Genomic DNA, 18,242 nt, shown 5'->3' with positions numbered 1-18,242 from the left:
CAGCGTACAACACATCATTGAAGCGGATAAAAGCGTAATATTTTGGTTGAGAGCAATAGTTTTCTTGCGGCTCAATTAAGCCGTTAGGCTTTAACGAATCCACTGAAAATAAATGGCTAATTATCACGGTTGTAAATGCTTTGAAGCTGAATATTCAGGGAAATGGGTATCTAGAGTTAAACTACATTTAGAACAACAGGACATGAAATGTGATGGCTGGAAGCGACTACTAGAGCTTGTGGAGGTTGCAGCCCAAGATGGAAGGGAAGAGTTTGTTCCTGAACAGGAGATGAAACAGAATGAATGGCAGCAGATTATTACACTTCCTTCAAGCATAGCAAAGCTAAAATCTGTCAAGCATTTGAATTTGTATGGGAGCAATTTGGTTCGTATTCCTCCAGAAATTGGAGAAATGACGAATTTAGAAAAATTTACTCCTTACACATCCTATCGGTTACATTGGTTTCCTTATGAAATCACCCGTTGCAAAAAGTTAAAAGATAGTACTGTTAGTATACGGGCGCTTTACGGAAACTATAAGTTTCGCTTTTCTTTCCCTCAGCTTCCTGTAGGAGTGGGAGTAGAAGCAGGTTCCCCCACAAAATGTAGTGTATGTAATGCTCCTATTAGCGATTCAAACTTATATCAAGTATGGATTTCACTCCCAGTAGCTACAGATGTTTTACCTCTGCTTGTGAATGCTTGTTCACAAACTTGTATTAATCAATTGCCTCCTCCATCTGAAAACTATGTGCAGAAGCCACACAGAGGAGGGGCAAACATTCAGCAACCGTCGAGGGATTATCCCTTTTAGAAGATAGATTGTTAGTGTGATCGCCCAGAAATCATGGCTCATGGTAATAGCGATCAATATTTTTTAGAGCGATCGCAAGAATTTGACTAGCTCTCTAAATGAAGAACACCGCTTAGAACATTCTTCTATGTCCAGTATTGAAGCTAATTTAGCGTTCATGTTGGTACTGTAACGAGGCTTCCTGTTATCCTCAGCCGATAATTTTATCAATTTTTCTTTGGGCTTTTCAATTTGTTGCGGATTTGCGTGTGCTTTTCCCTTTCCTTGCCCTACAAACTTTACAACTTTTAGGTCAGACCAAAACCAAGCTTCTAACTCCTCTATTGGAATACAGATATGTCTGTTAATTCCTTTCAATCCAATAATTGATTTTTCTAATGATGCTCGAAGTGTTGACTCATCATTGAGACAGCCATTCTGACGATCTAAATCATGAACAATAACATAAGCGTTACAATCTTCTTTGGATATAGCTTTAATTGTTTTTGAGAGATCTTTCCTTAAATTGCCACAACCTTTGGCTGCCCAATGGATAATTCTAATGCTAGAATCATTGAGTACACGACGTATAATTTCTCGAACTGCATCGCAGTCAGTAACATCCTCAGCAATCAATCCAATCTTCAGATTACTCATCGAGAATACCACTGTAAACCCATTCGCCTAAGTTTCCTTCCTCAGACAGATATTCGATGACATTATGAATCTGGGCTTCACCTAACTTACGAACAAATGTCCTTCCGTCCTTGCGATGAACTAGATTAATTTTTTCTGGACTACTCCACGAAACTACCTGTGGTGAATGAGTTGAAATAATTAAATTTTGCCCGTAAGTATAAGTCTCAATCTCATTGAGTAACCTTGCTAACATCGCAGGATGAATTTGTGCTTCAGGCTCCTCAATTATTATTGTTGAACTAGGCTTTAAAGTAATTATTTCTATTAGAATCGATAAGACTTTAAGTGTTCCATCGGATAGTAATCCGATATTAACGCTATCTAACTGCACAGACAAGATATATTCTTTTTCGTTAAGAGGTTCACTTAAGATGAATTTCTGAAGAGTTATCTCCCCAATTCCGATTCGTTGGCAGATGCTATTAAGTTCGTCAACTTCTCTACTCTCCATGCGACGTATTCTTAAGGCTAGGCTATCAGCTAATTCTAAAAGACCATTAATACCACTAATACCATTAATGGAAATAACTTCACGTTGTGATACTTTTAGTAAAGATTCTCTACGACCAGACGTTTGACGAACAAAAGTCTTATTAATTAGACGAATGCCTGTAAGAACGGTGTTGATCCAATAAATCTCATTAGGAAATGATAAGTTGTTAACATAATATGCCTGTCTAGCAGAATACATATTGCCCAAAAAAGTGTCAGTCGAGCCGTCTGCTTTTTTATACCTTGTTAATCCATGTGTAGTTGTCCACAAAATTTCATTGTCTCCATCAGTATATTGACAATGTTCATTCCACAACAAATCTTCTCCTTCTAAGTTATCACTCGTAAAGGTATCTACATTCAAATTCTTACCAAGTTTAGTTGTCTGTACAAGTTCAAACTTGTATGCTATCAGACGGTGAGTCGGTGTCAAAACTTGAATTTCTAATATTTTGGGAATACTGTCGCCATTATTGTATGGAACTTGCTTAGATTTGACAATTGCACATAATGAAATTGCTTCAAGCCCTTCAATAATTGCTGATTTCCCAGATCCATTGCGACCAACTAGTACTGCAACACCATCGTGTAAAGACACAGTAACCCGACCACCCAAAACCGACCACCCATCAAGGGTAAATGATAAAAGGCGAGGCTGATTTGTGTTGGAATCTGTGTTTGACAAAATAGAATTTCCTTTCCAATACTAATCGTCTTGATAAATTCTAGCCGAATATGTCTGCGTCTGTCAGAAACAAAACAACAGCACCAGCGATCGCCCCAATTTTACAACTGAGAGCATCAAAGAGATCACCTAAAAATCATCACTCACAGTAATAGCGATCACCTTGAGAAGATAGATTGTTGATGCGATCGCATAGAAATCATGGCTCACAGTAATGGCGATCGCTTTTAGGAGATAGATTGTTGAGGCGATCGCCTAGAAACTAAAACTGACGATAATTGCGATCGCCTTTAGGAAATAGATTATTAGTGCGATCGCCGATCACTTGAATAGGGTCGGTACTATAATATGAGTTTATACCAGTCGTCTTCCCAATCAATTAGCCTCGCTTAGATGAGAGTCATAAATTCCTCAATCTGGATCTTGCCATCTTTATTTTTGTCTGCCTGATTTAGCAGAGCTTGAATATTAGCATCTGTTAGCTTGAGATCGATATTCTCGTACAGTCTCTTCAACGCATCCTTAAGCTCATCTCGCGATAAATAGCCTGATCCGTCCTTATCCAATTCCTTGAACTCAGCCATGATGGCTCCTTTATCTGCGCTTTCTAATGCCATATCCTTACCTTTTTTAATTTAAATTTAATTTTTGTTGTGACATCATGACCTAGAAATGGTCAGACATCTATCACACTACTCACTATCTTACTGTAAGCCCTTTTCCGCAGTCAACTCTCGAAAGCCCATCAAAGTTATCTGGTTCTTGCCAAGATCTTGCCTTCAAAAATGATTTGCCTCGTTGATGAGTTCCGAAAGATTATTAGCGATCGCAAAATTAAAAAATCGTTAGTCCCAATTCTGTAACTGAGATCTTGCGACTAACATGCCATATTAAGGTAGTTAGGCAGAATTTTCTGTATAATACGCCGTATAGGGCATATAGCTAGAATCTTGACTTTCAACCTATACGCCTTATAGTTGTGTTAGAAAGAATTTTTCTATCTAATTACATAGTTAGGATTTGTATTTCAAGATTGCTTGTGAGACAGCGTGATTTCTAAAGCCTTTATTCAGGAACAAGGTAACAGACGACTCCAGAAAGAAGAACAACGAGTCGTTGAGGAACTGAGGCATCGTGGAATTCCGATCACGTTCTACACAGAAAAGCGCATTCGTCGCAGGCAGCTTATGCTGGATAGCGAGTCTTTGGTCGTTGGAGATATGTCTTGCATTGTTGGAGCATTGCAGCAGCTTTCCATTCCCGAACCCGAGCCCAATGATTATCCGATTTCGCTGCATGAGTTTTTACATCGTCGTGTTTGGCGATCGACGCTTGCAGAACTAGAGCCAGTATTACGAGATGGTCGTTATCTAGCTATGTTTGTGAAACCAGCAACTCGGCGCAAGCGATTCACAGGTTGTGTATTCGAGTCTGAGTACGACATGTCTCAAGTGTATGCAGTGTCACGGCAAGAAAAAGTGTGGTGTTCTGAAGTGGTTACTTGGCTCAGTGAGTATCGAATATACGTTGTCCATTCCGAAATCAGGAGCGTGGATCACTATGCTGGTAATACAGATATTCCTATTGATGTTGCAGAAGTACATCGAGCCATTCAAGCACTAGATCAAGCAGGGGAGTCTTATGCAGGATATGCCATCGACTTTGGTGTATTAGATTCGGGACAAACTGCTTTAGTAGAAATGAATGATGGTTTTGCGATCGGGGCATACAGCATTGATAGCAAGAACTATACTGATATGATTTGGGCAAGATGGGAAGAGCTTCTAGCGCAGCGCGAGGCTAATCCTTCAGTGCAGCGGATTGATGAGCAAACCTAGTGCTGAGTTCGAGGTTATCTGCAACCGTTGACCGAAACCGTTATATCAAAACCGACAAGCCCGTCAAAGTTATCTGCTTCTTTCCAAAATCTTGCCTTCAAAAATGATTCGCCTCGTTGATGAGTTCCGAAAGATTAAGTAGTTCGGCATAATTAAAAACCAAAACCAGAGAGCATACCGCCCGCTGCGTGGGCGGGGTATGCTCTTCTAGGTTTTAAGTTTACTTATGCCTAGCTACTTATTGGCGATCGCAAAATCAAAAAATCGTTAGTCTCAATTCTGTAACTTTTCCAAGCAGTTTGAGAATAAATTTGAGAATAAATTTGAGAGTAAATAAGCGATTGGAAAAGCGATTCGTAATTGATGGGGATTGGCTCAAATCAAAGCATAGCTAAATCCGATATGAGATTCCTCTAAAATAGCGATCGCATGGTAAAAAAGTTCATTAACGCTTAAAATTAAGCTCGTTACAATTGTAATTATTGGTTATATCAACATAAGGTTTACTTAGAATATAAATAAGTGGCTATACTTCTTACGGCTAATTGCTTTTAGGATTTTGATTTATCCTAGCCATCTCTTATGCTGCTATATTTCATAGGAAAAGTATTATTCTTACTGTTATTTTTTCGTATTTCTTCTTTTACATTTCTTGCATATTTTGGTAATAGAAAAAGTTTTTCATTTACATCAAAATTGGTGAAATTACGTAGGAAGTGAGTAACCTATGAAAAGCACATTTTTCTGATAGACTTTCAAGTACCCTAGGTTTTTTAGACGAACTACACCAGCAATTCTGAAACGGTACTGTAGGAGATTTTATGTACGGCTTAGTTAACAAAGCAATTCATGACATGGTATGTAGTCGGTTCGGTGAAGAAACTTGGAAAGAGATTCAGCATAAAGCTGAAATTGGAGTTGATACTTTCATCAGCATGGAATCTTATCCAGATGATGTAACCCATAACCTTGTAAAGTCAGCAAGTCTTGTTTTGGGGCTATCTACTTCAGAAATCATGAAAGCCTTTGGAGAATTCTGGGTGCAATACACATCTCAAGAAGGGTATGGGGAACTGATGGCAATGAGCGGTGATACGCTTCCCGAATTTTTGCAGAACCTAGATGATCTTCATACCCGTGTCGGCATCAGTTTTCCCAAACTTCAGCCGCCATCCTTTGACTGTGAGGAATTTGAAGAACAAACGATACACCTTCACTATCATTCACACCGAGAGGGATTAGCACCAATGGTAGTGGGATTGGTGAAAGGCTTAGGTACGCACTTAAATACGGATGTTGAAGTTACCCAGACTCAAAGCAAGTCTGACGGTGCAGACCATGATGAATTTACCATCCAGTATAAATCCAACTGAAATTTTCATGCAGCCCCAATTCACTCTACCACCCCACTTACTTGCGAAAGCATTTCCTTTTCATTTTGTGTTTAAGGGCGATCTCACAATCATCCAAGCTGGAGAAGTTTTGCAGCGGCTTATTCCAGACATCATCGAGTCACCGTTTACCAAGTGCTTCCAAATTAACCGCCCTATTATTCAAACTACTGATTTTGCCACTATTAGCAAGAAATCTCACAGTATATTTATTTTGAAATCGCTCCATAGCGAAATGATTCTAAAAGGTCAGATGCTACCTGTTGATGATTCCGAGATCATTTTTTTTCTGGGTTCGCCCATCGTCACAGAGCTTAAACAGCTTAGTCAAATTGGCATCAAATTAAAAGACTTTGCAGTTCATGATTCAGTTGCTGACTTTCTCTTACTTTTGCAAACGAAGAGTCGGCTCATGGATGAGTTAGTAGAACGGGAGACGAAACTAAAAGATACCTTGAGAGACAAGGAAGAGATTTCCATCCTTGCAGAGGCAAGAGCTAGAGACTTAGAATTGGCTCTCGAAAACTTACAGAGAGCTAGGGACTTAGAACTAGCTTTCAAAAACTTACAGAGAACTAGCACGCAGTTGATTCAGTCTGAAAAAATGGCTGGATTAGGGCAAATGGTGGCTGGAATTGCTCATGAACTTAACAATCCAATTAACTTTGTCAATGGTAATCTCACTTACATCGATCAGTATATTCAGGATCTAATAACCCTAATTAAACTTTATCAACAGCACTTTCCCAAAGCCTCTTCTGAAATTATTGATTACATGGAGGAGATCGACCTGAATTTTTTATTGATTGACTTACCACGGATAATTGCATCAATACGAACAGGAACAGATCGGGTTATAGATCTTGTTGTGTCATTACGCAACTTTTCTAGATTGGATGAAGCAGACCAAAAAGATGTGGACTTACATGAAGGAATTGATAGCACGTTACTGATTCTTAGCCACAAGCTGAAGCAAGGCATTGAGGTGCTTAGGGAGTATGGAGATTTGCCAAAAGTGTTCTGTTATCCATCTCAGTTAAATCAAGTATTTATGAATATTATTTCTAATGCTGCTGACGCATTATTTGAGACTAATATAAAATCGAAGCAAATTATAATCAAAACCAGTTTAGATGACTCTAAACATGTTTGTGTTAGCATTAAAGATAATGGAAATGGGATTCCCACTGAAATTAAAGAGAGGATTTTTAATCCATTCTTTACGACAAAGCCTGTCGGTCAAGGTACAGGATTGGGATTATCCATCAGCTATCAAATTATCGAAAAACATCGGGGTATAATTGATGTCATCTCTGAGTTGGGAAAGGGAACTGAATTTATCATCAAAATTCCAATTCCCTAATTGCCGTAGTTTTTTCTAAGTAGCTAAGAGTAAGTAAACACCAAACCAAGAGAGAGCATACCGCCCGCTGCGCGGGCGGTATGCTCTCTCTTGGTTTGGTGTCTAATTCACAAAAGTGTTGTCACACTTTCGTGAATTGATATTAAATAATTTTTTCTTGAATTTTCACAGTTTTATGAAGCTGAGATTGCCTCCTTAACTGGCAGCTCGATCGTAAATTCCGTGCCTTCGCCAAAGATAGAATCAACATGAATCGTTCCACCATGCTTTTCCACGACAATCTGACGTGCGATCGCTAGTCCCAACCCCGTACCTTTGCCCACCGCTTTGGTAGTGAATAGATGATCAAAAATATTTTGCTTGACCATCTCCGTCATGCCCATGCCATTATCTTTGAAACAAAGTATGACTCGCTGCCCATCTTCGGATAGTTTGGTTGCGATCGCAATTTGATTGGGATTGGCTTGAATCTCCGCATAGCTTCGTCCGATATTGGATTCTTCTAAAGCATCGATCGCATTGGCTAAGAGATTCATAAATACTTGGTTCAATTGTCCTGCATAGCATTCCACTAGAGGCAATTCCCCATACTCACGCAGAACTTCAATATCGGGGTGAGCATCAGAAGCTTTGAGACGATGCTTGAGGATCATAATTGTACTGTCGATACCATCATGAATATTGCAAGCAATGGGGCGCATACTATCGACACGGGCAAATATCCGCAAGCTATTGCTAATATCTTTAATCCGTTTTACCCCTTCTCGCATCGACCCCACTAACTTAGGCAGATCCTCGCGGATATATTCGAGATCGATCGCTTCAATTTCCTTTTCGATCGCCGTACTGAAATTAGCGGACTCCTTCTGCACCAGATCTAACAATCCAAATAAGTCTTTGATGTAGTCCAAGGCGGGTTGGATATTACCACCGAGAAATCCCACGGGATTGGCAATTTCATGGGCAACGCCAGCCACCAAGTTACCCAGAGCCGACAGTTTTTCCCGCTGAATAATTTGGAGTTGAGCTGCTTGCAAAGCTGCGGTTTTTTGGGCAACCTGCTGTTCTAAATTTTGCGTCAAAAAATGTAACTGCAAATGGGTTTTGACCCGCGTTAAAACCTCCTCTTCTTGGAAGGGCTTAGTAATGTAGTCTACTGCACCGAGTTTGAGCCCTTTCACCTTATTGTCCACATCCGCCACAGCCGTCATAAACATAATTGGGATGGCGCTAGTCTTAGCATTGGCTTTAAGCCGCTTGCAGGTCTCAAAGCCATCAATACCAGGCATCATCACATCCAGTAAAATCAGATCGGGCAATCTTCGTTCGATCTGTTGCAGAGCACGTTCGCCACTGGTCGCGATCGCTACTTTATACCCTGCATTAATCAATGCTTCCGAAATCACATCCAGATTAGTGGGATTATCGTCAACGATTAAAATTAAGCCAGTTACAGTTGTACTCATAGAGTTGTACTCATAGGTTAGTAAGATATTTCTGAATTAGCGCTTCGATTTTTTCTGTTTGGAATTGTTTCGCCAATTGCATGATTTCTTTGACAAAAGGCTGATATTGCTCATCTTTCTCGCCAATCTCCTTAGCCTTGTCCGTCAATGTTCTCAATAGTCCATCCTCAGCCAATTCTAGTAAAATCTGTAAATCTGACCTTGGTGGGACAAGCATTTCGACCGTCGATTGCTCCTGATCGCTGATATTTAACTCACTCGCCTCGTAGAGCCACTTGATGGGTAAGTGCTTCGCCAATAAGTCAAATAATTCTTCAGCGTGAACTGGCTTAGCGAGAAAATCATCCCCTCCCGCTTCTATACTGATCTGACGATCTATTTCCGATACCGATGCAGAGGATACAATTACTCGCAACTCTTTGAGGGCTTCATCGTTGCGCAGTTTCTTCAACATCTCAAATCCATCCATGACGGGCATGGCTAAATCCGTGACGATCAGATCGGGGCTTTGTTCTTTTGCCTTCTCCAGCCCCTTTTTCCCATTCTCTGCCTCCATAAAGGTAAAGCCTAGGGGTTCTAATAGGTTCATTAATACGGCTCGATTTTCCCATCGGTCATCCACTACTAATAGATGCTGACGCTCTCCTTCGTAGCCGATGATCGTATGCCCCCTCTTGATGGCACTTTGTTGCGCCCAGTCACTAGCAAGGGGGATCGCTAGTTCAAAGCTAAAGGTGCTGCCTACACCAATAGTGCTGCTTACCTCGATCTCTCCTCCCATCAATTGCACGATTCTTTGACTAATGGCTAGCCCTAGCCCCGTCCCTTCGGTTTGGCGACTCTTTTCTCCTACTTGCTCGAAGGCTTTAAACAGATTTTTGGTCTGTTCGGTGGCGATCCCGACTCCCGTATCTTCGATCGTAAATTTAATCTCGGCGATCGCTTGATTCGTATCTTCTCTTTGCAGATCTACTTTAAGGGTGACGCTCCCTTTGTCTGTAAATTTGATCGCATTCCCTAGCAGGTTCAGCAGCACTTGCCTCAGTCGCTTTTCATCTACCTTGATTCCTTCTGGCAGGTTAATCGCAGGTTGGTAAATGAAGTAGATCCCCTTTTGATCGGCTCTCACCCGACAGATTTCTACTACTCCTTGCAGAAAGGATGGTAGGTGAATCACGTTGTTGCTTAGTTCCAGTTTCCTTGCTTCGATCTTCGATAGATCGAGGACATCATTAATCAATGTCAGTAGGTGCGACCCACACTGATAAATGACGTTTACTCCGTGACGATCTTTCTCGGCTAGCGCTTTTGACCGATTTAAAATTTGGGCATATCCCAGAATTCCATTCAAGGGCGTTCGCAGTTCGTGACTCATGTTTGCCAGAAATTCGCTCTTGGCTTGGTTCGCATTGTCGGCGACTTCTTTAGCTTGCCGAAGTTCGATCGTCCGTTCGGCAACACGCTCCTCAAGAGCCGTAAAAGAGCTTTGGAGTTGGACTGACATTTGGTTGAACGATCGCGCTAAACCTTCTAGTTCGTAAATGTTGCTGATTTCCACAGTACGATCAAGCTCCCCCGTAGCGATCGCCTCACTAACTTGCTGCAACCTGCCAATCGGTCGCGTAATCCACAATGAAGTATAGATCCCCAAGATCGTTGCCACAGCCAAAGCCGCCAAACTGAGCAGAATAGTTGTATGGGTATTCGCATCAATTTGCGCCATAAAGTCAGCTTCAGGCACTACCACCACACTCAACCAATCAATGCCGCGTCCATCGCGAATAGCGGAAACTTGGACGAAGTGGCGTTGATTCGCGATCGTGAAATCTAGCTGTTGACTGGCATCAATTTTACTAAAATCTCCGAATCTATCCAAAATAGCTTGAGAAGTAGCAATAATCAGGGGGTCATCAGCCTTAGTTGCTTCAATCTGCTGTAAGGTGTTCTTTTTCAGATCGAAGATATAGGGATTTTTGATTTTTGAACTGGCAATGAGAGCCCCCGAGCGATCGATAATAAAGGTCTGTCCCGTCTTACCGATCTTGATCGTATTCAAGAAATTATGAATTTTAGCAATCCGAAAGATGTTATTTTGGACTCCCAAAAAAGTACCGTTGCTATCGTATATCGGTTGGGTCAAAGCGATCGAAGGCAATTTAACCGTAATCCCTAAATATGGTTTCGTCCAAACAGGTTTTGTGGCTTTCTGTCCATTCTGATACCAAGGTCGCAGTCGCGGATCGAAATCGGGTTGAGTTTGTACCAACTTTAATCTTTGCCCACGATCCCCCAGTTGATAGATTTTGCGCTGCGGTAGCTCCTCTTTTGCCCCCACAAAAGATAAAATCCCATCATTCGGTGTATCCTCAACTTGGATACTCGATCCGTCAGCCAGCGCAATTTGCATGAATTCAATCGTATTTTGGCTGACTAGTTGCCAAAAGGTTGTCTCCAGTTTAGTAACATCTGTGAGATCAAGCTTTCCCTTTTGAGCAGCCGCAACAAACATTTGTCCAGAAATATATGGTTTGTCCAAATAATTCAAGACTTGCTGATTAATCCGATCGCTCATTTCCTGTCGCAATTGACTAGAAACATCATTAACAGCTTTCTGTCCATTTTTTAGGGACAAATAACCAGTTATTCCCACCGTAGCGAAGATTTGCAACACAAAAGGAACGATTAACACAAACCTTAAAGGTACGGATTTCTTAGGATTTGAATTGATGTTAACCATTAATTGAGATCCGCCTAACTTAATCATAACTATATCGCTGGAATAGCGATTGAGAATATAGTACCCTCACTAGGGATAGAACTAACCTTAATATTTCCTTGATGTTTTTCTTCTATTATTTGCCTAGCGATCGCCAAACCTAATCCTGTTCCCCTTCCCACAGCTTTGGTCGTAAATAAGCGATCAAAAACTTTCTGTTTCGTCTCCTCATCCATTCCTTTGCCATTATCAGCAATAATAATTTTCACAAACTGCTCTTCCAGTAACGTTGTCACGGTGATGCAGTTTGGTTGGGCTTTAATTTCTTCAAAACTACGCCCCTGATTAGATTCTTCTAAAGCATCGATCGCATTGGCGAGAATATTCATAAACACTTGATTTAACTGCCCAGGAAAGCATTTAATTTGCGGCAAATCTCCGTAATTAGTGACGACTTCAATTTCGGGATGCAATTCGCTTGCCTTAAGGCGATGCTTGAGGATGAGAATGGTACTGTCAATCCCCTGATGGATATTAAACGGTACTTTATAGTCTTGATCGGCACGGGAGAAAGTTCTGAGGCTAGTACTAATATTTCTGAGGCGATCGCAGGCCATCATCATCGAATCAATCATCTTCGGTAAGTCTTCAAGCCCATATTCCAAATCGATTTCGTTTTCATGTTCAAGGATCTCTTCATTTTTGCGCGGTAAACTGGCTTGATAGATCCTCAGATGCTCAACTATATCCGCGAGGGTAGGTTTGGCTTGCTTGAGGCTGCCCGCAATGAATCCGAGGGGATTATTCATCTCATGGGCTACCCCTGCGACTAAATTCCCCAAGGCTGACATCTTTTCACTTTGGATCATCTGTAGTTGCGTTGACTCTAGTTCCTGTAAAGCTTGGGCGAGATCCTCTGATTTGCGTTGCCGCTCGGCTTCAATACGTTTTAGATCGCGAATGTCGCGCATAATTGTCGAGAGAAATTCTATTTCCCCTTGGGCGTTTTTATGGGTCATCAGAACTTGAGACACGGAGATTTCTTCTCCACTCCGACTCCGCAGACACATCTCTCCCGACCAAATCCCCTCGCGTAGCGCTACGGGCAGAATGTTGGTTTGAAAAGTTTCTAGCATGGCAGGAGCAATGACTTCAGAAATATGAAATTGATTTGTCTCCGCCGCAGGGATCCCCAATATCTCTTGCCCTGACTGATTGAGATAGACATTATTACCCTTAACATCGGCAATCCCCACAATATCGGAAGTGGCTTCCAGAATAGAGATGAGTCTCAATCTCTCCTGTTCTAATTGTTTGCGATCGGTAATATCTTGCAAAGTAACTAAAATACCAATTATCTTGCCATGCGCATCTCGCAAAGGAATTTTATTCACCTCCGCCCATTCTTGCTTGCCCTCATCCCGTATTACAGACTCAACGATCCCCAATTCGGCAACACCCGATTCTAGAATTCGGTACTCACTTTCTCGAAACAAATCGGAGTTTTCTTTTTGCCAAGGCATGTCGTAATCAGTTTTGCCAATAACATCTTGGGAGGATTTAAAGCCAATAGTTTCAGCAAAAAGGCGATTGCAACCCAGATAATTTAATTGTAGATCTTTCCAAAACACCAACTGGGGAATATTATCGATGATCAATTGCAAGAAATCCTTCGCTTCTTGTAGCTGTACTTCAGCCTGCTTGAGATCTGCCAAATTGATTTGTGACTGTTGGTAAAGTCGCGCATTTTCTAGAGAGATCGCCGCTTGGGTGCAGAGAATTTCAATCACTCTCAAGCGATCGCTGGTAAAGGCTCCTGTCGCGATCTGGTTCTCCAAATACAAAATGGCAATTAATTTACCCTGTTGCAAAATGGGTGTGCAAAGCAAGCTCTTGGGTTGTTTTTGTAAGATATAGGCATCCGCCGCTAGGGAAGGATGCAGGACAGCGTTATCAATGACAACTGTTTGCAGACTACGTTTGACATTGTTAATCAAACTATGGGGAACTTCTTGGCTTCTAGGTAGCTCGATAGTTTCCACCTGTGCAGGGGAATCGATGGTAGCCAATGCTTCCACATACCATTGGTGTTCACGGGGCATTAACAATGCACCTTTATCAGCCCCCGCATTTTCTAGGACTGTATGCAGTAAGGTAGCCAAAAGCCGATCGAGTTGAATTTCGCTCGAAAGGATTTGCGAAGCTTTCAAAACACTTTCTAGGTCGAGGGTAGAAGAAATACTAGTGCTGGAGGACTGACTACCGCGAGTTTGGGACGCAGTTAGCGATGATGGCGCAAACACAGTTTCCGTCGGAGATAGCGATATTTGTTGTTGTAAAATTGGCGCGAGTAGTCGAGGGTATCGACTTTCTAAATCCTGAACCTTAGCGATCGCTCCCCAGCGAACATACCCATAGTAGGCATTAATCAGATATTCTTTGGCAATTTTTTCTTTATCCCAATCGAGATAGAACTGCGCCGCCAGTTCATTCGCCAAGCTTTCTTCGTTGAGAAATTGGTTTTCTTCGGCAAGGGAGATTGCGCGATCGTAGTGTTCAATCGCCTCCGCCTTATTCCCCAAGACTCGCTGGCGTTCAGCTTCTACTAAATACCATTGATGCAAATGATTGACAGGACTGTTTTGCGAGCATCGATATAGGCGGTCTTGGTAATTCTGCAACGATAATAGCAAGTCCTCCCTGTCTGGTGCTTGGTGGCAGAGAGCGAGGCAGGTTAAGGCGGCATAGAAATGAAAGATGGCGGCTATCAATGTGCCTGAGGCGGCTAATAAATATAGTTCGGCATTATTTTTAAACTCTAAAGCCGATGTATAATTGCCAAATTGGTAAGCGAGTAACTGCTTATAGAAGTAAAGAGTGAAAAGTACGGTGCTATCGTTATCCTGTAGATGTTTGGGAAGCATCGCAGTTTCACTATAAATATCCCCATCTAAGCAGTCCGAAAAGCCCCTGTCCTCCCTCAAATTCTGAATCGTCTGCCGCAAAATATCAAGATAACCCTTAGCAGAATATTGCTTGGCTTCAGTGATCACCGAACTATAGTTGGTCAACTCTACTTCTAAATCCCCCAATTCCACACCACTAAAGAAACTGGAATAACCATAGTTGAAGATATTGTAGCCCATATTATTAAAGTCACCAGTTTCTCTACCTAATATGTAGCCTTGTTTTAGGATTGGGATGCTTTCCCTAATTGGTTCCTTGTAATGTTGAATAAAAGTGGCAAAGAGACAAAAAATCATGGAATTAAACTCTTTGGCGTTAAAGCGATCTAGGATCACGAGGGATAGTTTGCCAAAGCTATAGCCCACCTCTACTTCTCCCAATAAAGCACAGGACACAAAACCATACAGAGTATACCCTACCGCCGATGCCGCTGTATTGCCGTACTGAAGCGACAAATTCACCATTGTGGAACTAAGGAAAGGGAGTAAATTCTGAGCCCCCACAAAGATTGGAGCAAATAGTGATCTTAAGATGCGCATCGCCGCCTGAATGGAAGTATCGGTCATCTCAGGGAGGTTAACTAATTCTTCAATCCTTCTATGCTGAAGTTGTTCGGCAAGATTTTGGAGAATCTGTTTGTTTAATTCATCACTAGGCTCACTGGGAATCAAGATCCCCAATGGATGAAGGGCATCTCGTCCCACGGCGATCGCTTCTAACATCCGTTGTGTTGCGGTCAGGGCAGCAATTTGAATCTCATAAATTTTGATCTTGTCTAGATTTGTCTGCGCGTTCTCCAACACTATTTTGGCAATCCGTTCCATCCCCTCTAGGTCGCCATGAAGATAACTAGCTTCCGCATAGGCCGTATAAAGTTTTAAGGTCAAATCGTATTGACCTTGCCAGCCTGTATCTAGCAGATCAATACCCGATTGCAGATACATTTTTGCAGCCATGTAGGCAGTAGAGTTCTTGGCTTTGATGGCGGCTTTGAGATTTAGCCGAGCCAAAAACTCCCGTTCCCTTGGCTCGATTAGGGACTTCCCACAATTCAGTTGTCCGACAACATCAAATAGTTTTTCCTCAAGTTCTATATCTGATAGATTTTTCTGAAGTAACTGACCGATCTTGAAGTGGGTTTGCGCCTTTTGCGCGTCAGGAATTAAGGAATACGCAGCTTGTTGTACGCGATCGTGGAGGAAGCGATAGGTCACATTCACCGAGGCTTGAGTCTGGTCTAACGTATCGCCACTTTGAGCAAAAAATTTATAGACATCGGAGACAGGAAGAATTAATCCTTCTCCTAAAGCCATCCATAGGGCGGTGGAGACTTCTTCTAAGGATTTTTCTGCAATCACTATCAAGGTAGCCAAATCAAACTGTGCGCCAATACAAGCCGCTAGTTTGAGAATGTTTTGAGTTGGTAGTAGCAGCTTTTGCAATCTCTTCGCCATAAACTCCACTACATCATCGGTGATGGCTAATGCTTTAATCTCAGCAATATTGGCATTCCAGCATCCTGTTGCCCTCGCAAATTTAATCTGACCATCCTCATACAATGTCCTCAGAAATTGGTTGGCAAAAAAGGGATTCCCCTTTGTCTTTTGGTAAACTAAATCTGTCAGGGGAGTGGCTAAGGACAGTTCGCAATGGAGTATATCCGCAACTAATTGGTTCATATCAACTAGACTCAATGGTTGCAAGTTAATGGTTTTCACCATCGCACGAGATTTCACGATTTCATTAATTGTCATCATCAAGGGATGAGTTGATGAGACTTCATTATCTCGGTATGCGCCGACGATCAATAAATGCTTGGTATCTTCCATCAGCAATGACAGTAGCTTCAGAGATGCCGTATCAGCCCATTGCAAGTCGTCCAAGAATATAACTAAAGGATGTTCGGCGGTGGCAAATACCCGTATAAATTGCTGCATGAGCAGATTGAAGCGATTCTGAGCGGCGGTTCCTGAAAGGGCGATCGCTGAGGGTTGATTGCCAATAATTTGCGTTAGTTCGGGAATCACATCGACCAAAATCTGGGCATTATCGCTCAATGCTGCCAGAATCTCCATTTCCCATACATTTAATTGGGCATCTGATTCGGACAACAATTGCTTCATTAGGTCTCGGAATGCTTGCACGAATGCCGAGAAGGGAATATCACGCTGGAATTGATCGTATTTCCCTTTGATAAAATACCCCCGTTCTCTAGTGATCGGCTTATGGACTTCATTCACTAACGCAGTCTTGCCAATTCCAGAAAATCCCGCCACTAGAATCATTTCGGTACTGCCTTGCGCAACCCTTTCAAAGGATTGCAGGAGAACATTTACTTCAGTTTCCCGACCGTATAACTTCTCTGGGATAATAAAGCGATCGCTCAAATCCCTTGTTCCCAATTCAAACACATCAACATGGTTCGCAGATTGCCACTGAGCCAAGCAGATCTCCAGATCATGTTTAATGCCTAAGGCACTTTGATAGCGATCCTCAGCATTCTTTGCCATCAACTTACTAATAATGCCCGATAAGGCCAAGGGAACATGGTCAGCAATCTGATGAACGGGGATCGGTAATCTCGCTAAGTGGCAATGGACTAATTCCATCGGATCGTTAGACTTAAAAGGTAAGCTGCCCGATAGCAATTCATAGAAAGTGATCCCTAAGGAGTAAAAGTCGCTCCGATAATCAACCCCCCGATTCATTCTGCCCGTCTGCTCTGGCGAGAGATAGGCAAGAGTGCCTTCTAGGGAGTTGGCATTTTGCAGCTCTTTCATTTCCCTTGGCAACATAGACGCAATGCTAAAGTCAATTAGCTTAATTTGTTTGGTGGCGGGGTTGATTAATATATTGCTTGGCTTGATATCTTTATGGATGATGCGCTCCTGATACAGGATATCTAAGGTATTGCATAGCGCGATCGCGATCTCTAAAAATTCTGGCAAGGAAAGAGCATTTTTTTGCTGTAACGTCCATTTCTGAAGTGAGATCCCCCCAAAGTCTTCCATCACCAAGGCATAGCTATTTTGGTATGGTTCGAGACTGTAGGTTTTAATAATATTTGGGGAATTGAATTTTTTGGCAATGATAAATTGGTTACGAAACTGTACCAGTTCGCTGAAGGTGGGATATTCACTTTTGAGCAGCTTGATGACTACGGGTAAGCGGTCATAGGTACGAATAGCGAGACAAACCAAAGTGCGACTTCCAGAATAAACAGTTTCAACTATTTGATAGTCAAGGATCCGAGGTGGTGTCGCAAGATTCCTATTTTTGTCAAAATTACCAGTATTCATTCAATACCCATTTAATAATCGTTCTAAATTAAGAATTAACAGGGATTTTCAGGATCGATTCTTGATATTACCGAAATCTAAATCCCTTGCCCCCGAACTTAGCTAAGCATTATCAAGTTGAAATAACTTAAGTATAAACTAATTTTATTTTAAGCGATCTGCTTTATAGATTGAAGCAGATTAATCATTACTAAGCAAGAGAATTATCAATCTTGTAAGTAGCCCAATGCACTTAAATATAAGCCTCAAAACCTATGATACATATGCAGATTGCGCCACAGGTTTTATATTTATTTTTTAATTATATAGCAATCCTAAATGGTTTGTGGAAGTGCCCCCCAAAAGAGGGGCACTTCCACAAACCCCAAAATCTACCAATGATTTAGGACTGCTATATTCAGCTACTTAATAACCAATCACATCACCTAGTTATCTTTCAAGATAAGCAATTAATACCTTTCTAAGCCTTATGTCTTACCTCACAAAATGACCTTAAAGTATCCCCAAATCGCATATTGTAGAAAAGTCCCCAA

Annotated in this window: 10 protein-coding genes; 4 read left to right on the top strand and 6 right to left on the bottom strand. The window is 41.7% G+C overall.

Annotated elements, in window-relative coordinates; genetic code table 11:
- Positions 1-112: 112 nt before the first annotated feature.
- Positions 113-814, top strand: coding sequence for a leucine-rich repeat domain-containing protein (locus tag PseudUWO310_RS05050; protein ID WP_142599608.1), 702 nt, complete (start codon positions 113-115; stop codon positions 812-814).
- Positions 815-877: 63 nt separating this feature from the next.
- Here the strand turns inward: PseudUWO310_RS05050 and PseudUWO310_RS05045 are convergent, their stop codons facing one another.
- The 3 genes from PseudUWO310_RS05045 to PseudUWO310_RS05035 form a co-directional block, all read right to left on the bottom strand.
- A complete protein-coding gene (locus tag PseudUWO310_RS05045) occupies positions 878-1,450 on the bottom strand; it encodes a DUF4276 family protein (protein ID WP_142599605.1) in 573 nt (190 codons plus the stop codon).
- Positions 1,443-2,669 carry an AAA family ATPase gene (locus PseudUWO310_RS05040; RefSeq protein WP_142599602.1) on the bottom strand — a complete coding sequence of 409 codons (1,227 nt, stop codon included), beginning with the start codon at positions 2,667-2,669 and terminating at the stop codon, positions 1,443-1,445. The genes PseudUWO310_RS05045 and PseudUWO310_RS05040 overlap by 8 nt, the downstream gene beginning before the upstream one ends.
- A gap of 389 nt (positions 2,670-3,058) precedes the next feature.
- On the bottom strand, positions 3,059-3,286 hold the full coding sequence (locus PseudUWO310_RS05035) for an EF-hand domain-containing protein (protein ID WP_142599600.1): 228 nt from the start codon (positions 3,284-3,286) through the stop codon (positions 3,059-3,061).
- A 432-nt stretch (positions 3,287-3,718) separates the two neighbouring features.
- Between PseudUWO310_RS05035 and PseudUWO310_RS05030 the strand changes: the two genes are divergently transcribed.
- The 3 genes from PseudUWO310_RS05030 to PseudUWO310_RS05020 all read left to right on the top strand — a co-directional run bounded on the left by PseudUWO310_RS05030 (position 3,719) and on the right by PseudUWO310_RS05020 (position 7,261).
- A complete protein-coding gene (locus PseudUWO310_RS05030) occupies positions 3,719-4,507 on the top strand; it encodes an ATP-grasp domain-containing protein (RefSeq protein WP_142599598.1) in 789 nt (262 codons plus the stop codon).
- An 821-nt stretch (positions 4,508-5,328) separates the two neighbouring features.
- On the top strand, positions 5,329-5,880 hold the full coding sequence (locus tag PseudUWO310_RS05025; protein WP_142599596.1) for a heme NO-binding domain-containing protein: 552 nt from the start codon (positions 5,329-5,331) through the stop codon (positions 5,878-5,880).
- A 7-nt stretch (positions 5,881-5,887) separates the two neighbouring features.
- Positions 5,888-7,261: an ATP-binding protein gene (locus PseudUWO310_RS05020; RefSeq protein WP_142599593.1), complete on the top strand. Its 1,374-nt coding sequence runs from the start codon at positions 5,888-5,890 to the stop codon at positions 7,259-7,261.
- A 173-nt stretch (positions 7,262-7,434) separates the two neighbouring features.
- On the opposite strand, the gene PseudUWO310_RS05015 is transcribed toward PseudUWO310_RS05020, so the two are convergent.
- Genes PseudUWO310_RS05015 through PseudUWO310_RS05005 form a run of 3 tightly spaced genes read right to left on the bottom strand, consistent with a single transcriptional unit; the run spans position 7,435 to position 17,709 of the window.
- Positions 7,435-8,727, bottom strand: coding sequence for a sensor histidine kinase (locus PseudUWO310_RS05015; RefSeq protein ID WP_142599590.1), 1,293 nt, complete (start codon positions 8,725-8,727; stop codon positions 7,435-7,437).
- Positions 8,728-8,737: 10 nt separating this feature from the next.
- Positions 8,738-11,464: a hybrid sensor histidine kinase/response regulator gene (locus tag PseudUWO310_RS05010; protein WP_190315908.1), complete on the bottom strand. Its 2,727-nt coding sequence runs from the start codon at positions 11,462-11,464 to the stop codon at positions 8,738-8,740.
- 29 nt (positions 11,465-11,493) lie between these two features.
- Positions 11,494-17,709 carry an AAA family ATPase gene (locus PseudUWO310_RS05005; RefSeq protein WP_142599588.1) on the bottom strand — a complete coding sequence of 2,072 codons (6,216 nt, stop codon included), beginning with the start codon at positions 17,707-17,709 and terminating at the stop codon, positions 11,494-11,496.
- Positions 17,710-18,242 lie beyond the last annotated feature (533 nt).

This window comes from Pseudanabaena sp. UWO310, assembly GCF_006861605.1.
Classification (GTDB): domain Bacteria; phylum Cyanobacteriota; class Cyanobacteriia; order Pseudanabaenales; family Pseudanabaenaceae; genus Pseudanabaena.
This window is presented reverse-complemented; position numbering and strand designations above follow the sequence as displayed.